Here is a 24355-nt window from a genome sequence, read left to right as displayed (position 1 = left end):
TTTTTCTTTCAGAATCGTTTCAGCTCCCATGTATTAATATTCCAATATGTTTAAGATATTAGGAATATAGAAATGAAAACAATCGACACGCATGTTCACTTGCTAAACAGTGAAGTCTCTTTCAACCGCTTTTACGACAGAGTTGCTTTACGTTTTTTTGCCAAACGCTTCGGCATTGACGCCAAAGTCCTTGCAAAAGAGCCGTACAAAGCCTACACCGACGCGCTGATGAATTCAGTGAAAAGCTCAGAGTACATCGAAAAAATCGTACTTTTTGGCGTCGATGCAAAGGTCGATGATGAGGGCAATGTTCTTCATAAAGACAAAACCGTCTGCGCAAGCAATGAAGATGTGGCGGCGTTATACGCGCAGTTTCCAGAGCTTATCATCCCATTTTTCTCTATCAACCCTAAACGACCCGATGCACTAGAGCTGATCGAAAAGTACCATGCCTTAGGCTTTAAAGGGGCAAAGTTTTTACAAAATTATTGGGGTGTTGACACGCGTGATGCACGGTATCGACCTTACTTTGAGAAGCTTGCGAGCCTTGATTTGCCGTTGATCATTCATGTGGGAAGCGAGAGCAGCGTACATTCGTATAAAACCTGCGAGAGCATCGAGATGGTGCGCCAACCTTTAGAAGTGGGTGTGAAGGTCATTTGCGCACATATGGCACTTTCTTACGAGCCACGTCACATCGTTAAAGCATTCTCATCCAACCCCAAACGCTTTAACGATGACTATTTTACCTTGCTTGAGATGCTAAAAACACACGATAATCTCTACGCCAATGTTTCAGCCTTATTAACGCCCGTGCGCGCCAAAGTATTGCGCCATCTCTCGACGCAAAACGACATTCACCCCAAATTGCTTTTTGGAAGCGACTACCCCGTACCATTTACAACGGTGTGGAACAGTTACGACATAGCGCTTTTAAAACGCCTTTGCATCGCCCTTGAAAAAAATGTGTTTGACCGTTATGCGAAAGCGATGTTGGTCTATTTTCCTGCGAATAATCCTATTTATTCCAATTATCGGAAAGTTTTACAATTGAAGTAAGATACTTTACATGTAAAGCATAAAACGCTTTTTTTTAAGAAAAATTTTAGACAAAAAAGATTATTATGTCGATAAACTTAAACATTTAGGAATATAAGATGCAAATGCAATACGCGAAAGATTTACCGCTTGAATGGAAACCGATGTCTGCCATCTTTATGGCTTTAGGTGATGCACACCGTCAAAGAATTCTTCTACTGTTTGAAGATGGAGAGCGTCTTAATGCAGGGCAAATCGCTGAAGTCTCGCCTTTGGCGCGCACGACCGTTTCTCACCACCTCAAAATCCTTCATCAAGCCGAAGTGCTTTTAAGTGAGAAGATCGGCAAAGAGGTTTGGTTTTGGGTCAATAAACCGCTTTTAGAAGCGACTTTTAGCAATGTCTTAAATTATCTACACGGGAACTAACATGATCAAAACAGTGCTTCGCATCATCCTTCGTTTTTTATTTAAAATTCGTGTTCAGGGGCATTTTACAGCCAATAAAAATGAGCCGATGCTCATCATTGCCAACCATCAATCGTTTTTAGATGGTTTGATTTTAGGTGCGATGTTGCCCGTTTCGCCTGTATTTATCATCAACACGCAAATCGCCAAAAACCCTTTCGTGCGATTTTTCCTTATGCTTGCCGATCATCTGACTGTCGATCCGTCTAATCCGATGGCGATTAAGGCGATTATCCGTCTGGTCGAGAGCGGACGACCTGTGGTCATTTTCCCAGAAGGGCGCATCACCACAACGGGCAGTTTGATGAAGATTTACGAAGGTAGTGCCTTTGTCGCGGTCAAAACCAATGCGACCGTGGTGCCTGTGATGATTCAAGGAGCGACACTGAGTACACTCTCTCGTATGCCAAAGACGTACCCGCACAGGCTTTTTCCGCAGATTACGCTGCATTATTGCACGCCAACCAAACTCAACGTTTCGCACGAGGGAACATCGCATGAAAGACGTCTACTCTCTGGTGAAGCGATGCGCCATCTTATGCAAGAGTGTTCGTTTGACGCACGTCCTGCCAACGATCTTTTCGGCACTTTTTTGGATGCCATTGAAACGTACGGCAAAAAGAAAGCCATCGTGGAAGACATCAAGCAGATCGAATACACTTATGCGCAGCTTCTTAAAATGGCGCTGGGTTTGGGACGACTCTTAAACCCTATCACTCAAAAAGAAGAAGCGGTGGGCGTTTTGATGCCAACGGCGGTTGCTTCACTCGCACTGGTTTTGGGACTTTCAGGTATGAAAAGAGTACCTGCCATGCTCAATTTCACCGCAGGTGTGGATGGTTTGCAAAGTGCGTGTACTGCGGCTGAGATCAAGACCATCGTCACTTCAAAAGCTTTTGTGGAACAAGCTAAGCTCGCTCCGAAATTAGAAGCATTGCAAGGTGTGCGCATCGTCTACCTTGAAGAGCTCAAAGCAACCATGCGCTTGGTGGATAAACTGTGGTTGATGCTTTATGCGATTCACTTTCCACGCCTTGTTGCAACCTCTCAAGATGAAAAAGAGCCTGCGGTGATTTTATTTACCTCAGGAAGTGAAGGCAAACCCAAAGGCGTGGTGCTTTCCCATGAAGCGCTGCTTGCCAATATCGCTCAGATCAGCTCTATCGTTGATTTTTCCACGGAAGATAAAATGCTCAATGCCCTGCCGATCTTCCACTCCTTTGGTCTGACAGCAGGCTCACTGCTTCCGATCTTTCGAGGCATGCACCTTTTTATGTACCCATCGCCGCTTCATTACCGCGTTATTCCTGAGATCGCGTATGACAGATCTTGCACGATTTTGCTAGGGACAAGTACCTTTTTGCATAACTACGCACGACACGCCCATCCATATGACTTTTATAAAGTGCGCTATGTCATCGCAGGGGCTGAGAAACTCTCTGAAAATGTGCGTGAGCTTTGGTTTGAGAAGTTTGGTTTGCGCATTTTTGAAGGCTATGGTGCAACCGAAACAGCACCCGTCATCGCGGTCAATACGCCGATGGCGTACAAAAAAGGCACGGTGGGGCAGATATTGCCGGGCATTGAGCATAAATTGGTTCCTGTTCCTGGCATTGAAGAGGGTGGCATTTTACATGTAAAGGGCGCAAATGTCATGAGCGGGTATTTGCGCGCTGAAAAACCAGGCATTTTGGAAAAACCGACTTCTGAAGCAGGCGAGGGGTGGTACAACACAGGCGACATTGTGAGCATTGATGAGGCGGGTTTTGTGCAGATCAAAGGGCGTGTCAAACGCTTCGCCAAGATCGCAGGCGAGATGATTTCCCTAGAGTCCGTCGAAAAATTAGCGACATTAACATCGAACGGCTTTTTGCATGCGAGTTCATCCATCCCCGATGTCGCTAGAGGCGAAGCGATCGTGCTGTTTACGACCGATAAAAACTTAACCCGTGAAGCGTTGCAAAAAAGCGCTCAAAGCAACGGGTTCCCTGAAATTGCAGTACCAAGAAAGATCGTTCACGTGGAAATACTTCCCCTTTTGGGCACAGGCAAGACCGATTATGTCACTTTAAAATCCATGGCAAGCGAGATAGCATGAGTAGTTCCATCTACCTTTTAAAAACAAAGCGATTTGCGCCTTTGTTTGTGGTGCAGTTTTTAGGTGCGTTTAACGACAATATTTTCAAAAATACGCTTGCCATTTTGGTGACGTTTCACGCGAGCGCTTGGACGAGTTTGCCGTTAGGGATTTTAGCGCCACTTATCGGGGCGATTTTCATTTTGCCTTTTTTCATCTTTTCAGGACTTGCAGGCGCACTCGCGGATAAATACGACAAAGCTTCTTTAACGCGCCTTGTCAAGATTTTGGAGTTTGTCTTGATGAGCATCGCCACGCTTGGCTTTTACATGCACGGATTTAGTCTGCTGTTGGTCGTGGTCTTTGGCATGGGGTTGCACTCAACGCTTTTTGGACCGATCAAATACGCCATCATTCCCCAACACATGGGTGAAAATGAGCTGGTCATGGCAAACGCGTTGGTCGAGTCTGGAACCTTTGGTGCCATTTTACTCGGAACGCTTGGCGGGGGGCTAATAGCAGCTTCCACGTACGGCGGTATCATCGCGGGTGTCATGGGCATGGCAATCGCGCTGATCGGCTATGTGTGCAGTCGCTACATTCCTACAGCACCTTCATTGAATGCGCAGATGAGTCTTTCGTACAACATCTTCTCTCAAACGGCGCAAACGCTTAAACTGGCGTATGCCAATAAAACCGTGTTTCTTGCCATCATCGCCATTTCATGGTTTTGGCTTTACGGCGCACTCCTCCTTTCGCAATTCCCCGCCTTTGTCAAAATCGTTTTAGTGGGCGATGAAACCACCGTAACGCTGTTACTCAGCCTCTTTACCATCGGCATCGGCGTGGGCTCTTTTCTCTGCGAGAAACTCAGTCACCATGCCATTCGCCCTTCCTTGATCATACTAGGTGCGTTGGGAATGACTTTTTTTGGAATCGACTTTGCGCTTACCTCTTCGAGCTTTGTACCAGTCGAAGACCTTTTTTCAAGCAGCACCTTTTGGCACATCCTCATTGATCTAACATTGATCGCTCTTTTTGGCGGACTCTTTAGCGTACCGCTTTACGCCATCATGCAAAACCAAAGTGACCCCGCCTTTCGCTCACGCATCATCGCCGCCAATAACATCTTAAACGCCCTGTTTATGGTACTTGGTGCGGTACTTACGATGGTGTTATTGGACGCTTCATGGCGAATCCCTGAAGTCTTTTTGAGCGCAGCCATTGGCACAGGACTCATCGCAACATGGATCGCTTGGGTGCTGTATAAACGGATTGATTAGGCTTTACATGTAAAGAATATGAACGATTTGTGCAGGTTTAGGTTTTATTAACGAATGGTTCATATCTTGTTTAAACAAGGAGCCTATACTTTCGAGTGTAAGACACATACCTCCTTTTTGTGTAGAACCTACCAATTTTTTAAGATCAACGCTCGAATTGCCCGGTTCGAGCGTTTTTTTTCTTCTAACATTGATTTATTTCAACTCTTCATCATCTTAATTTTAAAACAACACAAAAATTGATACAATAATCAATATTTACGCTTTCGTGTAGGAATAGGGTAAAAACCTAGCTCTTCAGAAAGGTGTATTACATAGAAAAGCTCCTTAAAATCGGAGCATTTGAGGGAAAAAAGAAACATGGTATTGATGATAGACAACTATGACAGTTTTACGTACAATATTGTGCAGTATTGCTTAGAGCTTGGCGCTGATCTTAAAGTAATTCGCAATGATGAGCTGAGTGTTGAAGAGATTGAAGCGCTTCATCCTGAGAAAATTATTATATCCCCAGGTCCTGCTACTCCAAATGAAGCAGGTGTGAGTTTAGACGTTATAAAATACTTTGGTGGGAAAATCCCCATTTTAGGTATTTGCTTAGGACATCAAGCCATTGGACAAGCTTTTGGAGGCAAAGTCGTGCGTGCTAAGCGTATGATGCATGGTAAAACGTCTATTACAAAACAACTTTACAACAGCTGTCTGTTTGATGGACTTCCTGAAACGTTTACGACGACGCGTTATCATTCCTTAACGGTTGAGCAAGAAGGGCTCCCTGATGTGGTTGTTCCAACAGCATATAGTACGGACGATCATGAAATCATGGCACTTCAAATTAAAGATAAACAAATCTATGGTGTACAGTTTCACCCAGAATCCATTTTAAGTGAACACGGTCATGCCATCTTAAATAACTTTTTAAAACTATGAGAGAAAGACTTTTTTTTACTTCTTATCCTTCTTATTAGTAGTGCATTACTTACGTATGGTGCACAGAGTATCTCTATTAGCTACGATGAGGCTTATACTTTTTTCAATGGCAATGACCTCGTTCATTATCTTGCAGTATATTCGACACAGCTTTTAGGACAAAATGATTTTGCGCTGCGTTTGCCTTTTATCCTTTTACATTTAACTTCCATTATTTTACTGTATAAAATTGGCAAACTTTTTTTTAAAAAAACGAATAGATCGTATCGTTTCGGTTGCAATTTATGCCTTTTTACCAGGTGTTAATGGTGTAGCACTTTTAGTCAACAGTGGTATAGTTGTCATCTTTTTCAGCCTTTTATTTACGTATCTCTATCTTAGAGAATGGAAAGTAGCTTCTCATATTGTGCTAATCGCATGTCTTTTTGTTGATAATTCCTTTGCTATTTTTTACATTGCACTGTTTGTTTATGCTCTGATGAAACGCAAAACGGACCTGCTTATTTTGACACTAATTTTATTTAGTGCTTCTATGTATCTGTATGGATTTGATACAGGCGGAAAACCTAGAGGTTATTTTATAGATACTTTAGGTGTGTATGCAATTGTGTTTTCGCCATTACTTTTCTTATATTTTGTCTATGCAATGTATCGCATTTTAATTAAAGAAGAAAAAAATCTTCTATGGTATATTTCTTTCTTTTCGCTGGTCGTTTCATTGCTTCTTTCGTTACGCCAAAAGCTTTTGCTTGAAGATTTTGCTCCTTTTGTTGTACTCTCCGTACCGTTAATGGTTAAGGTCTTTTTTAATAGCTATCGTGTAAGACTTCCTGCCTTTCGTAAATTGCATACATTTTTTCTTTATCTTAGTGCTCATAACACTTTTTTATCAATACAATGCTTAGTTTTTTCAATAAACCATTGTATGCTTTTATGAATGAGCCCTCCAAACATTTTGCAATTAACTATAATATTGCAAAAGAACTAGCTCATGAGTTAAAAGCTAGAGACATCCATAAAGTCATAATAAAAGATGATAAAATGGCACTTAGACTAAAATTTTATAATATCGAACGTGGCAGTGCATATAAACTTATGAACCAAAAAGAGATAGAAGAAGGATTTGAACAAATTAATATTGTTTATTATGGTAAAACGGTCAGAACGTTTTATCTTTACCGCATAAATTAGAAAGAGGATAAAATGAAAAACGCGTTTACGATGCTTGAACTGGTATTTGTGATTGTTGTCGTAGGCATTTTATCCTATTTCGTTTCCACAGGCTTTCAACGAAACTCTTTGCGTGAAGCTGCTGATCAAGTTGTTAGTCATATCCGTTATACGCAACATTTGGCAATGATGGATGACAAGTTTAGTGCAACAGATAGTAATTGGTTTTTGGGAAGATGGCAGATACGCTTTTCTACAGCGAATGGATATCAATCATATTTTATTATGGCGGACACTATTTTATCCAGCTATGATGCAAATCCAAATGCCCCTGCTAATTTTTCATATTCTGAAGTAGCGAAAGATCCTTTGAATTCGAATAAGTATCTTATTGGTACGACATATTCTTCTTTTGATACAGGTTCAAATGAGCATATAAATTCTAAGTTGAATTTTACAAGTAGCTATGGAATAAATGATATAAGTATGTCAGGAGGAAGTACTGGTTCAACAGCAAGTAGAATTGTTTTCGATGAACTAGGAAGGCCGTATAGAGGTGATACGAAGTTAAGTAATGCAGGGCATATAAGTAGCTCAGTTGATAAAGTAAATATATCAACAGTTCATATTAAGTTGTGCCTAGCTTCATGTACACTTCCTAATAATACTGCGAACAATAAGGGTGAAATTGTTATTGTAATTGAGCCTGAAACAGGTTACACACACATTCAATAAACCTCTCTTCTTCTTTAATGTCTTTGTAAGGTGTAAGGATATATAATTTCGTCCTCGTTTGAGAAAGCGGGGTTAAAGAGAAGTACCCAAAGTAGGGGATAAGCTTCACGTTCATTACCATTTTAACAATGTCAAATTCAATCTTTGAAATCTAAATAAGCGACCTTAGTCAGTGACGCGAAAAAAGAGATTATCAACTCTTTATTAAAAAAAAGAGATACTTTAAGTCAAATGAAGAACACTTCATAAAAATTTTATGGAGAGTTTGATCCTGGCTCAGAGTGAACGCTGGCGGCGTGCTTAACACATGCAAGTCGAACGGATGAAATAAGCTTGCTTATTTCGTTAGTGGCGCACGGGTGAGTAATGTATAGCTAACCTGCCCTTTAGTGGGGGACAACAGTTGGAAACGGCTGCTAATACCCCATACTCCTTCTTATCATAAGGTAAGTTGGGAAAGATTTATTGCTAAAGGATGGGGCTTTATTGTATCAGCTAGTTGGTGGGGTAATGGCCTACCAAGGCTATGACGCATACCTGGTCTGAGAGGATGATCAGGCACACTGGAACTGAGACACGGTCCAGACTCCTACGGGAGGCAGCAGTGGGGAATATTGCACAATGGAGGAAACTCTGATGCAGCAACGCCGCGTGGAGGATGACGCATTTCGGTGTGTAAACTCCTTTTATAAGGGAAGATAATGACGGTACCTTATGAATAAGCACCGGCTAACTCCGTGCCAGCAGCCGCGGTAATACGGAGGGTGCAAGCGTTACTCGGAATCACTGGGCGTAAAGGATGCGTAGGCTGGAAATCAAGTCGAGAGTGAAATCCAACGGCTTAACCGTTGAACTGCTCTCGAAACTGGTTACCTAGAATATGGGAGAGGTAGATGGAATTGGTGGTGTAGGGGTAAAATCCGTAGATATCACCAGGAATACCGATTGCGAAGGCGATCTACTGGAACATTATTGACGCTGAGGCATGAAAGCGTGGGGAGCAAACAGGATTAGATACCCTGGTAGTCCACGCCCTAAACGATGCACACTAGTTGTTGCGATGCTAGTCATTGCAGTAATGCACTTAACAGATTAAGTGTGCCGCCTGGGGAGTACGGTCGCAAGATTAAAACTCAAAGGAATAGACGGGGACCCGCACAAGCGGTGGAGCATGTGGTTTAATTCGAAGATACACGAAGAACCTTACCTGGCCTTGATATCCTAAGAATCCTGTAGAGATACGGGAGTGCTAGTTTACTAGAACTTAGAGACAGGTGCTGCACGGCTGTCGTCAGCTCGTGTCGTGAGATGTTGGGTTAAGTCCCGCAACGAGCGCAACCCTCGTGATTAGTTGCTAACAGTTCGGCTGAGCACTCTAATCAGACTGCCTTCGTAAGGAGGAGGAAGGTGAGGACGACGTCAAGTCATCATGGCCCTTATGGCCAGGGCTACACACGTGCTACAATGGCTAGGACAAAGAGACGCGATACTGCGAAGTGGAGCAAATCTTAAAACCTAGTCTCAGTTCGGATTGGAGTCTGCAACTCGACTCCATGAAGCTGGAATCGCTAGTAATCGTAGATCAGATATGCTACGGTGAATACGTTCCCGGGTCTTGTACTCACCGCCCGTCACACCATGGGAGTTGAATTCACCCGAAGCCGGAATACTAAACTAGTTACCGACCACGGTGGGTTCAGCGACTGGGGTGAAGTCGTAACAAGGTAACCGTAGGAGAACCTGCGGTTGGATCACCTCCTTTCTAGAGTATAGGGACACTATCTCACAATGGTGCTCCGGCGAGAACTGCTAAGGAAGCTTATTTAGTTTTGAGAGATTGAATGAAAGAGGGGCTTATAGCTCAGGTGGTTAGAGCGTACCCCTGATAAGGGTAAGGTCAGAGGTTCGAGTCCTCTTAAGCCCACCATGGGGAATTAGCTCAGCTGGGAGAGCGCCTGCTTTGCACGCAGGAGGTCAGCGGTTCGATCCCGCTATTCTCCACCATTTTTTAAAAAGTGGTAAAAGATTGTATCAAGACATTGTTAGTGAAGATGAGGACACAAGGTCTAATATAAGAACAATTGCGGTTGTTTTTATATTAGACTTTTTAGTCTAAGTTTATGTTCTATAATTTAGAATACGACGCTTTGCGTTGTACTTTAGGTTTGGTTCTTTAAGATAGCTTTGCTATCTGATGAAAGAACATAGAGATGTTATTTAATTTATTATTGTCAAAGTCAACAAAACGCAAAAAAAACAATTTACAACTTGTTAAATGTTTTACATTTAATAAGGGAGTGAAATGTGCATTAGAATACGAATAGGTAAGCTATTAAGAGCGAATGGTGGATGCCTAGGCTGTAAGAGGCGATGAAGGACGTACTAGACTGCGATAAGTTGCGGGGAGCTGTCAAGAAGCTTTGATCCGCAAATTTCCGAATGGGGCAACCCAACTGACAGGAATGTCAGTTACCCTGCGGGGAGCGAACCTGGTGAAGTGAAACATCTCAGTAGCCAGAGGAAGAGAAATCAAATAGAGATTCCGATAGTAGCGGCGAGCGAACTTGGAAGAGGGCAAACCTGTTGCTTGCAACAGGGGTTGTAGGACTGCGTTGTAGAATGATGATAGGTAGTAGAGTAACCTGGAAAGGTTAACCATAGCGGGTGATAGTCCCATATACGAAATCTAGATTCATCTTAGCAGTATCCTGAGTAGGGCGGAACACGTGGTATTCTGTCTGAAGCCGGGAGGACCACCTCCCAACCCTAAATACTACTTACAGACCGATAGTGAACCAGTACCGTGAGGGAAAGGTGAAAAGAACCCCAGTGAGGGGAGTGAAATAGAACCTGAAACCATTTGCTTACAATCATTCAGAGCCCTATGATTTATCAGGGTGATGGACTGCCTTTTGCATAATGAGCCTGCGAGTTGTGGTATCTGGCGAGGTTAAGAAAACTCGGAGCCGTAGCGAAAGCGAGTCTTAATAGGGCGAATTAGTCAGATGCTGCAGACCCGAAGCGAAGTGATCTATCCATGAGCAGGTTGAAGCTGGTGTAAGAGCTAGTGGAGGACCGAACTCATTGACGTTGAAAAGTCTCGGGATGACTTGTGGATAGGGGTGAAAGGCCAATCAAACTTCGTGATAGCTGGTTCTCTCCGAAATATATTTAGGTATAGCGTCATGTTGTAGTATACGGGGGTAGAGCACTGATTGGGCTAGGGCCTATACCAAGGTACCAAACCCTGTCAAACTCCGAATACCGTATATGTAATCATGGCAGTCAGGCGGCGGGTGATAAAATGCGTCGTCAAGAGGGGAACAACCCAGACTACCAGCTAAGGTCCCAAAGTGATAACTCAGTGGAAAACGATGTGGAGTTGCTCAAACAACCAGGAGGTTGGCTTAGAAGCAGCCATCCTTTAAAGAAAGCGTAACAGCTCACTGGTCTAGCGATTCTGCGCGGAAAATATAACGGGGCTAAAGTTATCCACCGAAGCTGTAGATTCTATTTTTAATAGAGTGGTAGGAGAGCGTTCTAGTCAGCATTGAAGGTGTACCGGTAAGGAGCGCTGGAGCGGCTAGAAGTGAGTATGCAGGCATGAGTAGCGATAAAACGGGTGAGAATCCCGTTCGCCGAAAACCCAAGGTTTCCTACGCGATGTTCGTCATCGTAGGGTTAGTCGGGACCTAAGTCGAGTCCGAAAGGGGTAGACGATGGAAAGTTGGTTAATATTCCAACACCAATTATAGAGCGCGATGGAAGGACGCTTAGGGCTAAACGAGGCAACTGATGGAATAGTTGTTCGAAGGGTGTAGATTAGATTACAGGCAAATCCGTAATCTTTTATTCGAGACCTGACAGGCACTTGATGCTCTTCGGAGTGGATGGTGAATCGTTGATGCCGTCGAGCCAAGAAAAGTTTCTAAGTATATCTGTAATTGCTCGTACCGTAAACCGACACAGGTGGGTGAGATGAGTATTCTAAGGCGCGTGGAAGAAACCTGGTTAAGGAACTCTGCAAAATAGCACCGTATCTTCGGTATAAGGTGTGCCTCCTTCTGTATAGAGACTTGCTCTCGAAAGCGGAAAAGGTTGCAACAAAGAGTCCCTCCCGACTGTTTACCAAAAACACAGCACTCTGCTAACTCGTAAGAGGATGTATAGGGTGTGACGCCTGCCCGGTGCTGGAAGGTTAATTGATGTGGTTAGCGCAAGCGAAGCCATTGATCGAAGCCCCAGTAAACGGCGGCCGTAACTATAACGGTCCTAAGGTAGCGAAATTCCTTGTCGATTAAATATCGACCTGCATGAATGGCGTAACGAGATGGGAGCTGTCTCGACCAGGAATCCAGTGAAATTGTAGTGGAGGTGAAAATTCCTCCTACCCGCGGCAAGACGGAAAGACCCCGTGGACCTTTACTATAGCTTGACACTGCTGTTGGGATAAAGATGTGCAGGATAGGTGGGAGGCTTTGAGAGTATGACGCCAGTTGTACTTGAGCCATTGTTGAGATACCACTCTTCTTTATTCTGATAGCTAACTGGGACATATTATCTATGTTCAGGACAATGTCTGGTGGGTAGTTTGACTGGGGCGGTCGCCTCCTAAAAAGTAACGGAGGCTTACAAAGGTTGGCTCAGAACGGTTGGAAATCGTTCGCAGAGTATAATGGTACAAGCCAGCTTGACTGTGAGACATACACGTCGAGCAGAGACGAAAGTCGGTCATAGTGATCCGGTGGTTCTGTGTGGAAGGGCCATCGCTCAAAGGATAAAAGGTACCCCGGGGATAACAGGCTGATCTCCCCCAAGAGCTCACATCGACGGGGAGGTTTGGCACCTCGATGTCGGCTCATCGCATCCTGGGGCTGGAGCAGGTCCCAAGGGTATGGCTGTTCGCCATTTAAAGCGGTACGCGAGCTGGGTTCAGAACGTCGTGAGACAGTTCGGTCCCTATCTGCCGTGGGCGTAGGAAAGTTGAGGAGAGTTAACCCTAGTACGAGAGGACCGGGTTGAACGAACCACTGGTGTACGGGTTGTTCTGCCAAGAGCATCGCCCGGTAGCTATGTTCGGATGTGATAACCGCTGAAAGCATCTAAGCGGGAAGCCAACTCCAAGATTAACTTTCCCTGAAGACCTCATGAAGACTACATGTTTGATAGGCTGGGTGTGTAATGGGTGAGAGCCCTTTAGCTGACCAGTACTAATAGGTCGTTTGGCTTACATATTATTACGTATGATAATGCTATTTCACTTCCTTATTAAGTGTAAAGCGCTTTGTTGACTAGACAATACTAAAATCACCTGAAGAATGGTGAATTAAGCCTATTTCGTTATAATACGACATAGATTTAATTCACGATTCTGGTGGCTATAGAGAAGAGGAAACGCCCTGTCCCATTTCGAACCAGGAAGCTAAGCTCTTCATCGCCGATAATACTTTCCCTTACTGGGATGGAAACGTAGGTCGCTGCCAGTTCCGTGATTCTTTCTTTTACAACATACCTTTTATCTCGTCTTATTCAAAGGCGCTTTCCCTTGATAAAAAATCAAAAAAAAGCTTACATTTATGCATTATCTTCCGTACTTCTTTGGTCTACAGTTGCAAGTGCTTTTAAACTCTCGTTAGCCTATTTTGATGCCTTAAACCTTCTTCTTTATGCTTCATTTTTTTCTTTATGTGTGTTTTTCTGTGCGATGGGGTATCAGCGAAAATTTCATATTTTATTGACGTATTCAAAAAAAACCTATTTTAAGCTTGCCTTGCTGGGGCTTATAAATCCTTTTATCTATTATTTAGTCTTGTTTCGCGCATATGAACTGTTACCTGCACAAGAGGCTCAGCCTATCAATTATACGTGGGCATTGACATTAACCTATCTGTCCGTTTTTATTCTAAAACAAAAAATAAGTGTTTATGACTTTTTAGCAGGATTGATTTGCTATTGTGGTGTTCTTATTATTTCGACACATGGTGATCTTTGGAGTTTTTCGTTTTCCAGCCTTATAGGTGTTGTTCTAGCGCTTTTTTCAACCGTCTTATGGTCACTCTATTGGATTTACAATACGAAGTTACATGTAGATCCTCTCGTAGGTCTTTTTATCAATTTTTGCTTTGGTGTCCTTGCCATTTTGCTTTACGCTTTTATGACACCCCATCCTTTGGTATTTAATCTCTATGGTTTTCTAGGTTCGATGTATATAGGTGTTTTTGAAATGGGTATTACATTTATACTGTGGTTACAAGCAATGAAGCTCAGTACAAACACGGCAAAGATTGCAAATCTTATTTTTATTTCTCCTTTTTTGTCTTTAGCATTTATCACTATTTTTGTTGGGGAGACAATTCTTCTTTCAACATTTATAGGTTTAATTTTTATTATAATGGGTTTATTCTTACAGCAAAGAGTTAAAAAGGTTGATAGATGAAAAAATGGATTTGTGTTTTATTCATATTTCTCTTAGGTGCACTCTCATTGCATGCGGAGTTTTTGGAAGTTGAAACGCAAAAAAGCACTGAATGAAAAGAAATTAATTTTATTAAGCGTGACAAAAGAGCTTTGTCCTTATTGTATTAAAATGGAAAAAGACGTATTTGAAAATACAATATATCGTAATCAGATTGAAAAAAAGTATTTACATGTAACGATAAATAAAGAAGATTCTAAATTGCCACAAGCTTTACATGTAAAGTATTTTCCTACCAATTTAATTTTATCGCCAAGTGATCTCAAAATTATAGATGATTTTGCGGGTTATATTGAACCTGTAAGTTTTATAGAACTTTTAGATGAAGTATATGAGCAAGAATTTAAGTAATTTTTTTATATTTTAAGACAAGATAAGCGATAAGGGTTGCAAACATGATGCGTAAGCCTACCACAATCCACAAATTGGCTCCAAAGATAACAAAAAGGAGTGTATCTTCAATAATCGCATGACAGATCATTAAATAGGTACCAATAAATAAAATTTCTCGTTTTTGTAAAAAACCTTTTTCATATTCTGCAATTAATATACCCGCACCATAAGTGATTCCTAAAATTACACCGACTAAAATTGAAAAACCGCTATTGACTTTTTGTGAGTGCTGTTCAATCATTTGCAGTGATTTAATGAAGTCAAGAACGAAAATAAGTGTAGTAACCAGTAGCATGACTTTTAGTGATAGCGAAAGCGATTCATACAAAGAATTTTGTAATAGATCTAAGAGTGAATGATACAAAGGGTGTGATGGTACTACAGCTTCTTGACTTAGTTCATTAGAGAACCAACTCTGAGGAAGTTTTGAGGTTAGTCCTCCTACTAGTAATCCAACGCTGAGCCTTAAAAGAATGGAATATACTCTAGAAATACCTAATCGCCTCATAATTTCTGTTTCAACAATAAGAGCATGTGCTATGCCTAAAAAAATGGCTAGGATAGTCCATTCTTTAGCACTAAGCCCAAGAGGTGCTGCAAAGGCAATGGCTGCATAAAGATTGAGAAAAAGTCCACTCACAAGAGAAAGAGCTGTTTCTTGAGGGAGCCCTAAAAATGCGACCAGTGGTTTAAAGATAAAGGTAATATACGAAAGAAGGTTGTAATAGAATAGAATGTCTGCCAAAATGTAAATAGGTACAATGAGCTTCAAAATCGTCCAAGAACTTTTTAACGATGTTTGAAGTGATCTTTGTAGACTAAATGGCATTTTTGGCTCTTTTTTTTAATACTTAATTTATCTTAGCTAAGATATAATACCGACCTCAAACAAATATGTGCGCTCGTAGCTCAGCTGGATAGAGCATCGGTTTGCGGTACCGGAGGTCAGGGATTCGAATTCCTTCGGGCGCACCATTTCGTTTAAAATGTCTCTTCAAATACCCTATATTTTGTTTTTTGTAATCCCAACTCTTCATATGCTTTTTGTGTTGCTTTATCGTCTTTATGCACGTAAAGTCTGATGCCACATACATCATAGTGCTCTTTTGCCAATGATTTTGCCTTATCTAAAAGTGCATCATGGATCTCTTTTTCATGTTCATGATCTGTGACAAAAATACTTTGAATACAATAATAAGCACCATTGCTCCAATCACTCCACTCTCTGGTAATCATAGCTAATCCAAGGATTACATTATCAATCGTAGCAATAAGGTAAAAGCCATTGTGAAATTTTGAAAAGACTTGGTGGACACCTTCCGTTGTAAGGGCAAGTGAAACATTTTTATTAACAGTTTCTTTTGCAAATAGTACATTAAATTCGGCTATTTCTTTAGCATCATCACGCGTTGCAATACGAACAATAAGATTTTCTAACATGGGTTCTCCTTATTTTTGGGTTGTAACATTGAGTCGACGATTTCTTTAGCCCCACCATCATGAATGAGTTGAGATAATTTTTTGGAAACATTTAAGAGATTGATACTTTTAATGTGAGTTAAAAGTGCTACTGGGTCAATGTCTTTTTGTGGAAGGATAAGTGCTGCTTCTTGATCTACGAGTGCTTTTGCATTAAAGTATTGGTGGTTTGCGGCTGCATGAGGGTAGGGAATAAATAATGCGGGTACATTTGCAGCACAAAGTTCCCATAATGTACTCGCTCCTGAGCGGCTAATAGCAAAGTCGGCACGCATAAGTTTTTCAGGGATATCATTAGAAAAATCAAATACGTCTGCTAAAATACCTTCATCTTCGTAAAATTTTTTTATTTGCTCAAACTCTTTTTTCCCTGTTTGATGAATAATAGCAATACCTTCTTGTTGTAAAAGCTTTGCCATTTTAAGTGCTAGATGGTTAATAAAGGTTGCTCCTTGGCTTCCTCCTAAAAAGATGATCGTTTTAAGATTCGATCGTTCTCTTTGACTCTTAAAAAAGGCTTCACTCACGGGGTAGCTAGTCATGGTTGCTTTCGTGTCATAGGAGCTAAAAAATGCTTTAGAAAAAGGTCTTAAAAGGGAATTGAGTTTACCTTGAATGGCATTTTGTTCATGAATATAAAGCGGTATACCGCACAGTAGTGCTCCAAATGAAGCTGGAGCAGCAGAATATCCACCCACTGAAAAAACATATTTGATCTGATGTTTTTTGAAAATAGCTTTACATGTAAAGGCTGAACGAATGATCGTAAAGAGGGCAAGGACTTTATGTATCCCTTTTTTGTTGACCACACCACGACTTTCTAAAAAATAGGTTTTTTCAAATCCCGTATCATTTTCAAACCACGTTTGATCTTGCCCTGCAGTAGACCCAATGTAAATGGGTTTGAGTCCGCGCTTATTTAACTCTTCTTTAATAGCACGGGGCAATAACCAAATGACCACCTGTTCCTCCACCCGTAATAGCAATCATAGCTTAGCCTTTTTACTAATCATCAATACCATTCCAATACCCACAGCAAGTGCTAAAATAGAACTACCACCATAGCTAATAAATGGAACAGAAATACCTTTAATAGGGGTAATAGAAGTGATGCCATAAGCATTCATTAAGAAAGAAAAAACGATGAGAAGTCCAATGCCAAGAGAGAAGAGGTAATAAACTTTATTGGAACTTCGGCTAGCAATTTTAAAAATACGATAAACAATCGTGATAATAACTAAGGTCAAAATAGTGACACCCAGTGCTCCCAGCTCTTCCGCAATACCAGCAAGGGCAAAGTCCGTATGAACTTCACTTAAATAGCCTAGTTTAAACATTCCATTACCAATACCCTCTCCAAAAATACCACCATGTTTAATTGCATTGAGTGAGTGTGAAATTTGGTAAGGCTCAGGTGCATCTTCGACCCGTAAGACGGCTGCTATTTTTTCGGGGAAGAGGGAAAGTACCATGTTTTGAATGGTTGCCCACCATGTTTTGATACGCAAGATTCGGTGACTGGAGCTAAAAATTGCCACAAGAAAAACAAAAATGGAGCCTAAAATAGCAAGCATAAAAAGTTGAAGACTTGTTCCTGCAAAAAATGCCATTACTGCAAGGGTCAATGCTAAAACAATCACTTGTCCAAGGTCATTTTGCATTACGGCTATCAAGTAGATAACTAAGACAAAAACAGCCAAATACGGGAGGATAAGCTTCATCTCTTCTTTGAGTGATTTTTTATCATTATTGAGTTTCCTTGCAAAACTCCACGCCAAAAAATAAACAAAACCAATTTTAAAAAACTCAACAGGTGCAAGTGAAAATCCTGGTAGTCTGATCCACCTTTTTGCTCCCCCAGCAGAGGTTACTAAAGATTCTGGAAGGTAGTGCATTACACCCATAAGGAGAAGACAACTGAGAAATATTGTGAAGCCAATATGGATTAAGAATTTATCAGGGTCTACTTGTGAAAGCGCCCACATTATAGTGATACTCACCATTCCTACAGCAAATTGTCGGATGAAGAAATGGTACTCTGAATAGTCAAAGAAAAGTGTCGTAAACACAGGTAAGGACAATGAAAAAACGATGCCAACACAGATGGCAAAGGTGCTGAGTGAAAAAAGTATTTTATCTGTTTCCATGGTTTCTTATTGTATAGTTGGGATTTATATTATTCTACACTAAAATAGATTAAACCTTATAGTATCGCAATTTGGAATAAAATTTGCTTGTATAAAACAAGAAATGTGGAAAGGAAAACGATGAGTTTTGAGATTAGCAAATCAAATAAATTAATGGTTGAAGGCTTAAATGCTAGATCAATGCGGCAAGATCTTGTATCTAGTAATATCGCAAACATTGATACACCTTTTTACAAAGCAAGAGATGTGGACTTTGAAAGTGCATTGATTGCAAAAACAAAAGAAATTTATGGTACGAATAATGCTTCCACTAAACTTGAAATGGCTCAAACCGATGGTGCACACTTAAGTGGCATTACTGATTTTGATAGTTCTAAAGCAACAGTCTATCTTCGAGATGGACAAATGGCTCGAAATGATGGTAATACGGTCGATTTAGATGTTGAGTCTTCAGAGCTCGGTAAAAATGCCATGATGTTTAATGCGTTAAGCTCAGCTTTACAAAAAGATAGTCTTATCTTTAAAAGCGTTATTGAATATTCGTCAAAAATATAAGGAAAACAGATGGCCTATTTAAGCGGTTTTGATATTAGCAGTTACGGACTTTCTGCTCAACGCTATCGTATGGAAGTTATTAGCTCCAATATTGCAAATGCTAATACCACGCGTACCAGTGAAGGTGGTCCTTATCAGCGCCAAGATGTTGTCTTTAAAGCGATTGATTTTAACAAAACATTGAACGCTAAAATTGCTAAGCAAAACAATATGCTTGATTATGAAAATCCGCTTGACGACCCATTCTTGCAAGAAAATGCCAATCCTGCTATAATGAGTGTTAAAGTGGATAAAGTGGTACGTGATGAGAGCGAATTTAAATATAAATACGACCCCTCCCATCCTGATGCCAATGCTGAAGGATATGTTGCATATCCTAATGTCAATCCCGTAATTGAGATGTCCAATCTTGTTGAAGCAACAAGAGCATATCAAGCGAATGTGGCAGCATTTCAAAGTGCGAAATCCATTGCACAAAGTGCAATAGATATTTTAAAAGGATAAGGTAAATGGCTAGTACAATTGACACACTTTCATCATTAACCAATAAATCCAATATCGCTGTTAATAAAGCTGATTCAACAAGTGGTGACTTTTCAAAAATTTTACAAGATTCTATTGAAGAGATTAATGATTCCCAAGTGAAAGGTGATAAAGCAATGGCTGATATTGCCACGGGGGAAGTGAAAGATTTACATCAAGCGGCTCTTGCCATCAATAAAGCAGAAATGAGTATGAAAATGATGTTAGAAATTCGCAATAAAGCACTCAGTGCTTACAAAGAGATTGCTAGGACACAAATTTAATTTTCTGCCTACATGGAACAAGCTGACACCAAAAAAATCAAAATCCTTTTTCTCTTTGTTGTTGTTCTTATTGGATTTATTATCTTCCTTGGAACGCTTTTTTACTGGGCGACTATTGACCGAAGGTTACCCAAATTAGAACATAGTGAAGTTAATTATGCTCTTCGTGGAAACATCATTAGTTCAGATGGTTTTAAGATTGCAACGAGTCAAAAACTCTACAAAGCAATTGTTGATACTCGTAATGTCGATCCGCAAAAATTTGACCTCTTTGTTAAACTGTACTCCTTATACAGCGGTGATGATCCCAAGGCTGTTGCTGCAACACTTAATGCAAATTCTGGCACAACCGTCTTATCGTATAAAATCGATTCTAAAAGCGCTAAATATTTACAGGAACTCTCACGAAAACTTTATAAATTAGGTGTTTTTAAAAGTTTTGAAGACCCTAAAACGGGTGTTGCTTTTCTCCATGGTCTGAGTGTCATTGAAAGTGGTGAATACAGACTCTACCCTTCTGGGGACTCTGTAACTCCTATTGTTGGTTATGTAAAGAAAATTGAGCAAAAAAACATTACCAAATCAACGGGAGTTAAAGGAATTGAGCGTTTTTACGAAGACAAACTTTCCTCCGTACAAGACTCGCTAATTATCGGTTCTCGTGATATCTCCAATGCCATTATCTTAGATGGTAATAGCATCTCATCCCGTCGTTTTGATGGCTATGATGTTCATTTAACACTTTCACTTAAAATGCAAAAAATGATTGAAAGTGTTTTAGATAAATATCAAAAAAATCTTGATGCCAAAGAGATTATAGCCGGTGTGATGAATAGTGAAACAGGCGAATTTATAACATTAGCTTCTAGCAATCGTTTCAATCCTGATACTATTGACAAAAAAGATTATGGAGCTCTTAATATTTCGGCGATTGAGTATATTTATGAACCAGGTTCTGTTATGAAACCTATTACCTTTTCGCTCTTATTTAAAGCCAATAAAATCAATCCTTATGACATGTACAATATTTATGGGGGAAGTTACAAGCTTGGTACGAAAGTGATTAAGGATGAGCATAGGGGAGATAAATTAAGCGTTGAAGATATTATTGTTTATTCGAGTAATATTGGAACGGCTCAAGCGGCTCAAAAACTTGATGCTATAGAGTTTTATCAAGGGTTGAAAGATTTTGGATTTTCCGTCAGAAGCGGTGTGGACCTTCCCTTTGAAAATCCAGGTATTATTCCTGCTCTGAACCGTTTTAATTCACCCATTTATAAAGCAACGGTAGGCTATGGCTATGGTATGAATGCTACATTTATGCAAATCATTAAAGCCTATAATGCTTTTAACAATAATGGAAGGTTACTTACACCTTCCATCGTTAAAAAATTGGTCTCTTCTACGGGGCAAGAACTTTTTCCTGAAAAAAATCCAGAAGTGCAGGTTATTCCTGTGGCAGTGGCAAAACGTATCCAAAAAATTCTCATTAAAGTTGTTCAGCAAGGAACAGGATCGGGAACGAAAATGAGCGGTTTGGAAATAGGTGGTAAAACAGGAACCGCGCACATCGCAGAAGATGGTGAGTATGTTAGAATCTATAATGGTTCATTTTTTGGTTTTGTTAACGATAAAAAAAATAAATATACTGTAGGTGTCCTTGTACGAGAAGCGAAAAAAAGGCAAGCTTACTTTGCAGCACAAAGTGCGGTTCCTGTCTTTAAAGAGATCATTGAAAAGCTTGTTGACAATGGTTATCTCACACCGTCTTCCGATATTCAAAATACCTCACAAGAAATCAAGCAATAAGGTGTGTAATACACTCCACAAAAGCCTCATCATCATTTGGACATTTAGCAACGATATAACGATCAAACTCTAATGTATGCGCTAGTTCTGCATACTCCATGCAGAGTTCAAACTCCGTTTCAGAATTATCAATCGTAAATGAAATCGGTACAATGAGCGCATTTTTATTCTCAAGCGAAGTTAGCTTTTCTTCCATAGAAGGCTCAAGCCATTTTACAGGACCAAGTTTGGATTGGTAGGCGAGATGAATCGCTTTAAAATGAAGCTTTTCTTCTCTTAGAAGTTCGGTAATGAGCTTTACATGTAAAGTGATCTCTTTTTGGTAAGGATCCCCATTAGCGATAATTTTTTGAGGCAACGAGTGGGCAGAAAAGATAAGCTCCATTTGGGTAGGGTCATTTTTACCAAGCGCCTCTTTAATGTTTTTAACCAAAAGCAGGTTATACATTTTATTTTCATAGAAACGATCAATAACGCGTATTTTACCCGTGAAGCCTAATGTTTTGGCAACTTTCATAAAATCTTCAACGGAAGACTTGGTGGTAGTTGTTGAATAGTGCGGATACAGTGGCAGTAAAATGACCTCTTCAATCCCTTTCTCCTGAAGTCCAGCAATAACTTCATTGCAAAAAGGTGGGGTATAGCGCATCGCAAAGTTTACATGTAAAGACGGGAGAACTTTTTGCAGTTTATCAACAAGCTGCTGGGTGTATCCCACTAAGGGCGATTTTCCACCCAGTTTTGCGTAATTTGCTTGTGCTTGTTTTGTGCGTGATGCAGTAATGATGAAAGCAATCAAACGTCTTAAAAGTGAGCTTTTAACCGTTATGATATTACTGTCATTGAACATATTGGATAAAAAGAGTTTGACTTCATCTAGGTTATTAGGACCTCCCATATTGAGAAGTACAAGCGCTTTTTGTGCCATTTATGCCTTTCGTGAAGAGATATCGAGGGTAATCATACTGTCTTCAATGGTACTCAAACCATGACGATCACCCGTTTCAATGTAGTGTGCAAAGGCTTTATGTTCACGAATTAGAGGCTCTTCTTTTTTAAGCATGACTTTACGGATCACATAAGAGTTATTTTTTTGATATTCTGAATATTCTGTCAAATCTTGCGCCATCAAATCAGCCTCATAATAACCCTCTTTGGTGGCTACTTCAATGGTACGTTTACGAAACGGTGTTAGCCAGTTGGTCGTAATGCTCGCAACAATTTCACCACTGAGTTGAAATGACAAAATAGCATTATCTTCATGGTGATTGTGGATTTTTTGCGATTTATAAATCGAAACTTTTTCAATTTCATGTTTGGTAATGAAACGAATAAGATCAATATCATGCACCGAAAGGTCAGTTAAAATACCAACATCGGCAATACGTGGAGGAAACGGTCCCACGCGAGTAATACCAATACTGTAAATCTCTTTGCCTTCCAGTTCATTGATGAGTGCTGAAACGACTGGGTTGAAGCGTTCGATATAGCCTACACAGACTTTTGCATTCGCCTTTTGAGCAGCTTTGAGAATTTCAGAAGCTTCTTCACAGTTTGATGCGACAGGCTTTTCGATAAAAAGATCTTTGCCCTTAGCTAAATATTTGAGCGCAACACTTTTGTGTAAAAAGGTTGGAACAACGATAACCACTGCCTGAAAGTCTGCTTTCTCTAACATCTCGTCAATGTCTGTATAGAATGGCTCATCGTACTCTCTGGTTTGTTGAATGTCACACAATGCTGTGAGTTGAAACTCTGGCAAACTCTTTAAAACCCTGTAGTGGTTTTGACCCATAGAGCCAAGACCGATTAGTGCTACTTTAACCATCACTTATGCCTTAATTGCGTTGACAATAAAATCTTGTTGAGATTCTGTTAAAAATGGACTCATTGGAAGACTCATGATTTCAGTACCGATTTGTTCACTGATTGGGAAGTCACCTTTTTTATAGCCTAGGTAGCTTAGTGCTTCTTGGAGGTGAAGGGGAATAGGGTAGTGAACCGCTGTTGGAACGCCCGCATCATTTAATTTTTGGATCATCGCTTCACGATTTTTTACGCGGATAGAATATTGTGCGTACATCGAATTTCGATCACTCATAATGGTTGGCGTAATGACATTGGCACCCTCAAGCAATTTACTGTAACGGCTACCCACTTCGATACGTTTTTTACATTCTGCTTCAAAATGGTTCATTTTGACATTGAGGATAGCTGCTTGAAGTGCGTCAAGTCTACCATTGATACCAATATATTTGTGCTCGTAGCGTTTGCCTTGTCCATGGTTCAGTAGTGATTTAAGTTTTGCACCAAGCGCGTCATCATTACAGAAAACGGCACCACCATCACCATAACAGCCAAGCGGTTTGGATGGGAAAAAGCTTGTACATCCGATGGTGGAAAGGTTGCATGATTTTTTGCCTTTATACTCTGCTCCAAAACTTTGGCACGCATCTTCAATAACGACTAAATTATGTTTTTTTGCGATAGCGTTAATGGCATCCATATCAGCGGTTTGTCCGTAAAGTGATACGGGCATAATGGCTTTTGTTTTAGGTGTAATTTTTGCTTCAATGAGTTTTGGATCAATGTTATACGTTGCTTCATCAATGTCCACAAAAACGGGTTTTGCTTTTAAAAGAGCGATTGTCTCTGCTGTTGCGATAAATGTAAATGGCGTCGTGATGATTTCATCACCAGGTTGGACATCAATTGCCATGAGTGCCAATAAAAGTGAATCCGTTCCACTTGAACAGGCAAAGGCATACTTCGCACCTGTGTATTTTGCAAGGTTCTCCTCAAGTTTTGTCACTTGTGGTCCCATAATAAATTGGGTAGAACTTAAAACATTTAAAACTTCTTTGTTGATCTCTTCTTTGTAGGTTTCATATTGCGTTTTGAGGTCGATAAAAGGAATTTGCATCATTGTACCTTTAGGTTAAAAATAGCTAATATTTTACTCCAAACATTCTTTTGCGAGGATAAAGTGTT

The 24355-nt window shown here is 40.5% G+C and carries 20 protein-coding genes, 3 tRNA genes, 3 rRNA genes and 1 pseudogene; 20 read left to right on the top strand and 7 right to left on the bottom strand.

Annotation, left to right across the window (positions count from 1 at the left end):
- Positions 1–72 precede the first annotated feature (72 nt).
- The 15 genes from Sdiek1_RS10625 to Sdiek1_RS10555 all read left to right on the top strand — a co-directional run bounded on the left by Sdiek1_RS10625 (position 73) and on the right by Sdiek1_RS10555 (position 14526).
- A complete protein-coding gene (locus tag Sdiek1_RS10625; protein WP_087439094.1) occupies positions 73–1059 on the top strand; it encodes an amidohydrolase family protein in 987 nt (328 codons plus the stop codon).
- A gap of 98 nt (positions 1060–1157) precedes the next feature.
- Positions 1158–1466: an ArsR/SmtB family transcription factor gene (locus Sdiek1_RS10620; RefSeq protein ID WP_087439093.1), complete on the top strand. Its 309-nt coding sequence runs from the start codon at positions 1158–1160 to the stop codon at positions 1464–1466.
- 1 nt (position 1467) lies between these two features.
- A complete protein-coding gene (gene aas / locus Sdiek1_RS10615; protein ID WP_087439092.1) occupies positions 1468–3603 on the top strand; it encodes a bifunctional acyl-ACP--phospholipid O-acyltransferase/long-chain-fatty-acid--ACP ligase in 2136 nt (711 codons plus the stop codon).
- Positions 3600–4865: an MFS transporter gene (locus tag Sdiek1_RS10610; RefSeq protein WP_087439091.1), complete on the top strand. Its 1266-nt coding sequence runs from the start codon at positions 3600–3602 to the stop codon at positions 4863–4865. Before aas ends, Sdiek1_RS10610 begins: the two co-directional genes overlap by 4 nt.
- A gap of 360 nt (positions 4866–5225) precedes the next feature.
- Positions 5226–5795, top strand: a complete 570-nt coding sequence (locus Sdiek1_RS10605; protein ID WP_087439090.1) for an aminodeoxychorismate/anthranilate synthase component II — start codon at positions 5226–5228, stop codon at positions 5793–5795.
- A 229-nt stretch (positions 5796–6024) separates the two neighbouring features.
- Complete coding sequence (locus Sdiek1_RS10600; protein WP_087439089.1) at positions 6025–6732, top strand: hypothetical protein; 708 nt, start codon at positions 6025–6027, stop codon at positions 6730–6732.
- Positions 6733–6836: 104 nt separating this feature from the next.
- Entirely contained in the window at positions 6837–6986 is a 150-nt protein-coding gene (locus Sdiek1_RS14870; RefSeq protein ID WP_161492030.1) for a hypothetical protein, read from the top strand.
- A 12-nt stretch (positions 6987–6998) separates the two neighbouring features.
- Positions 6999–7700 carry a pilus assembly FimT family protein gene (locus tag Sdiek1_RS10590; RefSeq protein ID WP_087439087.1) on the top strand — a complete coding sequence of 234 codons (702 nt, stop codon included), beginning with the start codon at positions 6999–7001 and terminating at the stop codon, positions 7698–7700.
- A gap of 253 nt (positions 7701–7953) precedes the next feature.
- Positions 7954–9462: ribosomal RNA gene (locus Sdiek1_RS10585) — 16S ribosomal RNA — on the top strand.
- 88 nt (positions 9463–9550) lie between these two features.
- Positions 9551–9627, top strand: a tRNA-Ile gene (locus Sdiek1_RS10580).
- 1 nt (position 9628) lies between these two features.
- Positions 9629–9704 (top strand) — tRNA-Ala (locus tag Sdiek1_RS10575).
- A 318-nt stretch (positions 9705–10022) separates the two neighbouring features.
- A 23S ribosomal RNA gene (locus Sdiek1_RS10570) occupies positions 10023–12935 on the top strand.
- A 135-nt stretch (positions 12936–13070) separates the two neighbouring features.
- Positions 13071–13186 (top strand): 5S ribosomal RNA (rrf, locus tag Sdiek1_RS10565).
- Together the 16S, 23S and 5S rRNA genes with 2 tRNA genes alongside form the textbook arrangement of a ribosomal RNA operon.
- A 59-nt stretch (positions 13187–13245) precedes the next feature.
- Positions 13246–14136 (top strand): DMT family transporter, encoded by an 891-nt coding sequence (locus Sdiek1_RS10560; RefSeq protein ID WP_087439086.1) that lies wholly within the window; start codon positions 13246–13248, stop codon positions 14134–14136.
- Positions 14137–14205: 69 nt separating this feature from the next.
- On the top strand, positions 14206–14526 hold the full coding sequence (locus Sdiek1_RS10555) for a thioredoxin fold domain-containing protein (protein ID WP_161492029.1): 321 nt from the start codon (positions 14206–14208) through the stop codon (positions 14524–14526).
- Here Sdiek1_RS10555 and Sdiek1_RS10550 read toward each other — a convergent pair.
- On the bottom strand, positions 14519–15397 hold the full coding sequence (locus Sdiek1_RS10550) for a nucleoside recognition protein (protein ID WP_087439084.1): 879 nt from the start codon (positions 15395–15397) through the stop codon (positions 14519–14521). The two genes, Sdiek1_RS10555 and Sdiek1_RS10550, sit on opposite strands and share 8 nt — an antisense overlap.
- 69 nt (positions 15398–15466) lie before the next feature.
- Here Sdiek1_RS10550 and Sdiek1_RS10545 point away from each other — a divergent pair.
- Positions 15467–15543: transfer RNA gene (locus Sdiek1_RS10545), tRNA-Arg, on the top strand.
- A 6-nt stretch (positions 15544–15549) separates the two neighbouring features.
- Here Sdiek1_RS10545 and Sdiek1_RS10540 read toward each other — a convergent pair.
- From Sdiek1_RS10540 to Sdiek1_RS10530, 3 genes and pseudogenes are all read right to left on the bottom strand, one after another.
- Positions 15550–16008 carry a GNAT family N-acetyltransferase gene (locus tag Sdiek1_RS10540; protein WP_087439083.1) on the bottom strand — a complete coding sequence of 153 codons (459 nt, stop codon included), beginning with the start codon at positions 16006–16008 and terminating at the stop codon, positions 15550–15552.
- Positions 16002–17037 (bottom strand): annotated as a pseudogene (gene murG, locus Sdiek1_RS10535) (undecaprenyldiphospho-muramoylpentapeptide beta-N-acetylglucosaminyltransferase). The gene Sdiek1_RS10540 and the pseudogene murG overlap by 7 nt, the downstream one beginning before the upstream one ends.
- Complete coding sequence (locus tag Sdiek1_RS10530) at positions 17034–18194, bottom strand: FtsW/RodA/SpoVE family cell cycle protein (protein ID WP_087439082.1); 1161 nt, start codon at positions 18192–18194, stop codon at positions 17034–17036. The pseudogene murG and the gene Sdiek1_RS10530 overlap by 4 nt, the downstream one beginning before the upstream one ends.
- 120 nt (positions 18195–18314) lie before the next feature.
- Between Sdiek1_RS10530 and flgB the strand changes: the two genes are divergently transcribed.
- Genes flgB through Sdiek1_RS10510 form a run of 4 tightly spaced genes read left to right on the top strand, consistent with a single transcriptional unit; the run spans position 18315 to position 21364 of the window.
- The gene (gene flgB / locus Sdiek1_RS10525) at positions 18315–18749 is read left to right on the top strand and encodes a flagellar basal body rod protein FlgB (protein WP_087439081.1); all 435 of its coding nucleotides are present in this window, start codon (positions 18315–18317) and stop codon (positions 18747–18749) included.
- A gap of 9 nt (positions 18750–18758) precedes the next feature.
- Positions 18759–19253, top strand: coding sequence for a flagellar basal body rod protein FlgC (gene flgC / locus Sdiek1_RS10520; protein WP_087439080.1), 495 nt, complete (start codon positions 18759–18761; stop codon positions 19251–19253).
- A 5-nt stretch (positions 19254–19258) separates the two neighbouring features.
- Positions 19259–19555, top strand: a complete 297-nt coding sequence (fliE, locus tag Sdiek1_RS10515; protein ID WP_087439079.1) for a flagellar hook-basal body complex protein FliE — start codon at positions 19259–19261, stop codon at positions 19553–19555.
- Between the two features lie 12 nt (positions 19556–19567).
- A complete protein-coding gene (locus tag Sdiek1_RS10510) occupies positions 19568–21364 on the top strand; it encodes a peptidoglycan D,D-transpeptidase FtsI family protein (protein WP_087439078.1) in 1797 nt (598 codons plus the stop codon).
- On the opposite strand, the gene hemH is transcribed toward Sdiek1_RS10510, so the two are convergent.
- Genes hemH through Sdiek1_RS10495 form a run of 3 tightly spaced genes read right to left on the bottom strand, consistent with a single transcriptional unit; the run spans position 21354 to position 24287 of the window.
- Positions 21354–22292 carry a ferrochelatase gene (gene hemH / locus Sdiek1_RS10505; RefSeq protein WP_087439077.1) on the bottom strand — a complete coding sequence of 313 codons (939 nt, stop codon included), beginning with the start codon at positions 22290–22292 and terminating at the stop codon, positions 21354–21356. The genes Sdiek1_RS10510 and hemH overlap by 11 nt on opposite strands.
- Positions 22293–23192 carry a Gfo/Idh/MocA family protein gene (locus Sdiek1_RS10500; RefSeq protein WP_087439076.1) on the bottom strand — a complete coding sequence of 300 codons (900 nt, stop codon included), beginning with the start codon at positions 23190–23192 and terminating at the stop codon, positions 22293–22295.
- Positions 23193–23195: 3 nt separating this feature from the next.
- Positions 23196–24287 (bottom strand): DegT/DnrJ/EryC1/StrS family aminotransferase, encoded by a 1092-nt coding sequence (locus tag Sdiek1_RS10495; protein WP_087439075.1) that lies wholly within the window; start codon positions 24285–24287, stop codon positions 23196–23198.
- Between the last annotated feature and the right edge of the window lie 68 nt (positions 24288–24355).

It is taken from the genome of Sulfurospirillum diekertiae (assembly GCF_002162315.1).
Taxonomy (GTDB): domain Bacteria; phylum Campylobacterota; class Campylobacteria; order Campylobacterales; family Sulfurospirillaceae; genus Sulfurospirillum.
Note: the sequence above shows the minus strand (reverse complement) of the source record. Positions and strands in the feature narration are given on the sequence as shown.

Coding starts and splice junctions, on each gene's coding strand:
- Sdiek1_RS10625 (WP_087439094.1), top strand. CDS start 73: ATGAAAACAATCGACACGCATGTTCACTTGCTAAACAGTGAAGTCTCT.
- Sdiek1_RS10620 (WP_087439093.1), top strand. CDS start 1,158: ATGCAAATGCAATACGCGAAAGATTTACCGCTTGAATGGAAACCGATG.
- aas (WP_087439092.1), top strand. CDS start 1,468: ATGATCAAAACAGTGCTTCGCATCATCCTTCGTTTTTTATTTAAAATT.
- Sdiek1_RS10610 (WP_087439091.1), top strand. CDS start 3,600: ATGAGTAGTTCCATCTACCTTTTAAAAACAAAGCGATTTGCGCCTTTG.
- Sdiek1_RS10605 (WP_087439090.1), top strand. CDS start 5,226: ATGGTATTGATGATAGACAACTATGACAGTTTTACGTACAATATTGTG.
- Sdiek1_RS14870 (WP_161492030.1), top strand. CDS start 6,837: ATGGCACTTAGACTAAAATTTTATAATATCGAACGTGGCAGTGCATAT.
- Sdiek1_RS10590 (WP_087439087.1), top strand. CDS start 6,999: ATGAAAAACGCGTTTACGATGCTTGAACTGGTATTTGTGATTGTTGTC.
- Sdiek1_RS10550 (WP_087439084.1), bottom strand. CDS start 15,397: ATGCCATTTAGTCTACAAAGATCACTTCAAACATCGTTAAAAAGTTCT.
- Sdiek1_RS10540 (WP_087439083.1), bottom strand. CDS start 16,008: ATGTTAGAAAATCTTATTGTTCGTATTGCAACGCGTGATGATGCTAAA.
- Sdiek1_RS10530 (WP_087439082.1), bottom strand. CDS start 18,194: ATGGAAACAGATAAAATACTTTTTTCACTCAGCACCTTTGCCATCTGT.
- flgB (WP_087439081.1), top strand. CDS start 18,315: ATGAGTTTTGAGATTAGCAAATCAAATAAATTAATGGTTGAAGGCTTA.
- flgC (WP_087439080.1), top strand. CDS start 18,759: ATGGCCTATTTAAGCGGTTTTGATATTAGCAGTTACGGACTTTCTGCT.
- fliE (WP_087439079.1), top strand. CDS start 19,259: ATGGCTAGTACAATTGACACACTTTCATCATTAACCAATAAATCCAAT.
- Sdiek1_RS10510 (WP_087439078.1), top strand. CDS start 19,568: ATGGAACAAGCTGACACCAAAAAAATCAAAATCCTTTTTCTCTTTGTT.
- hemH (WP_087439077.1), bottom strand. CDS start 22,292: ATGGCACAAAAAGCGCTTGTACTTCTCAATATGGGAGGTCCTAATAAC.
- Sdiek1_RS10500 (WP_087439076.1), bottom strand. CDS start 23,192: ATGGTTAAAGTAGCACTAATCGGTCTTGGCTCTATGGGTCAAAACCAC.
- Sdiek1_RS10495 (WP_087439075.1), bottom strand. CDS start 24,287: ATGCAAATTCCTTTTATCGACCTCAAAACGCAATATGAAACCTACAAA.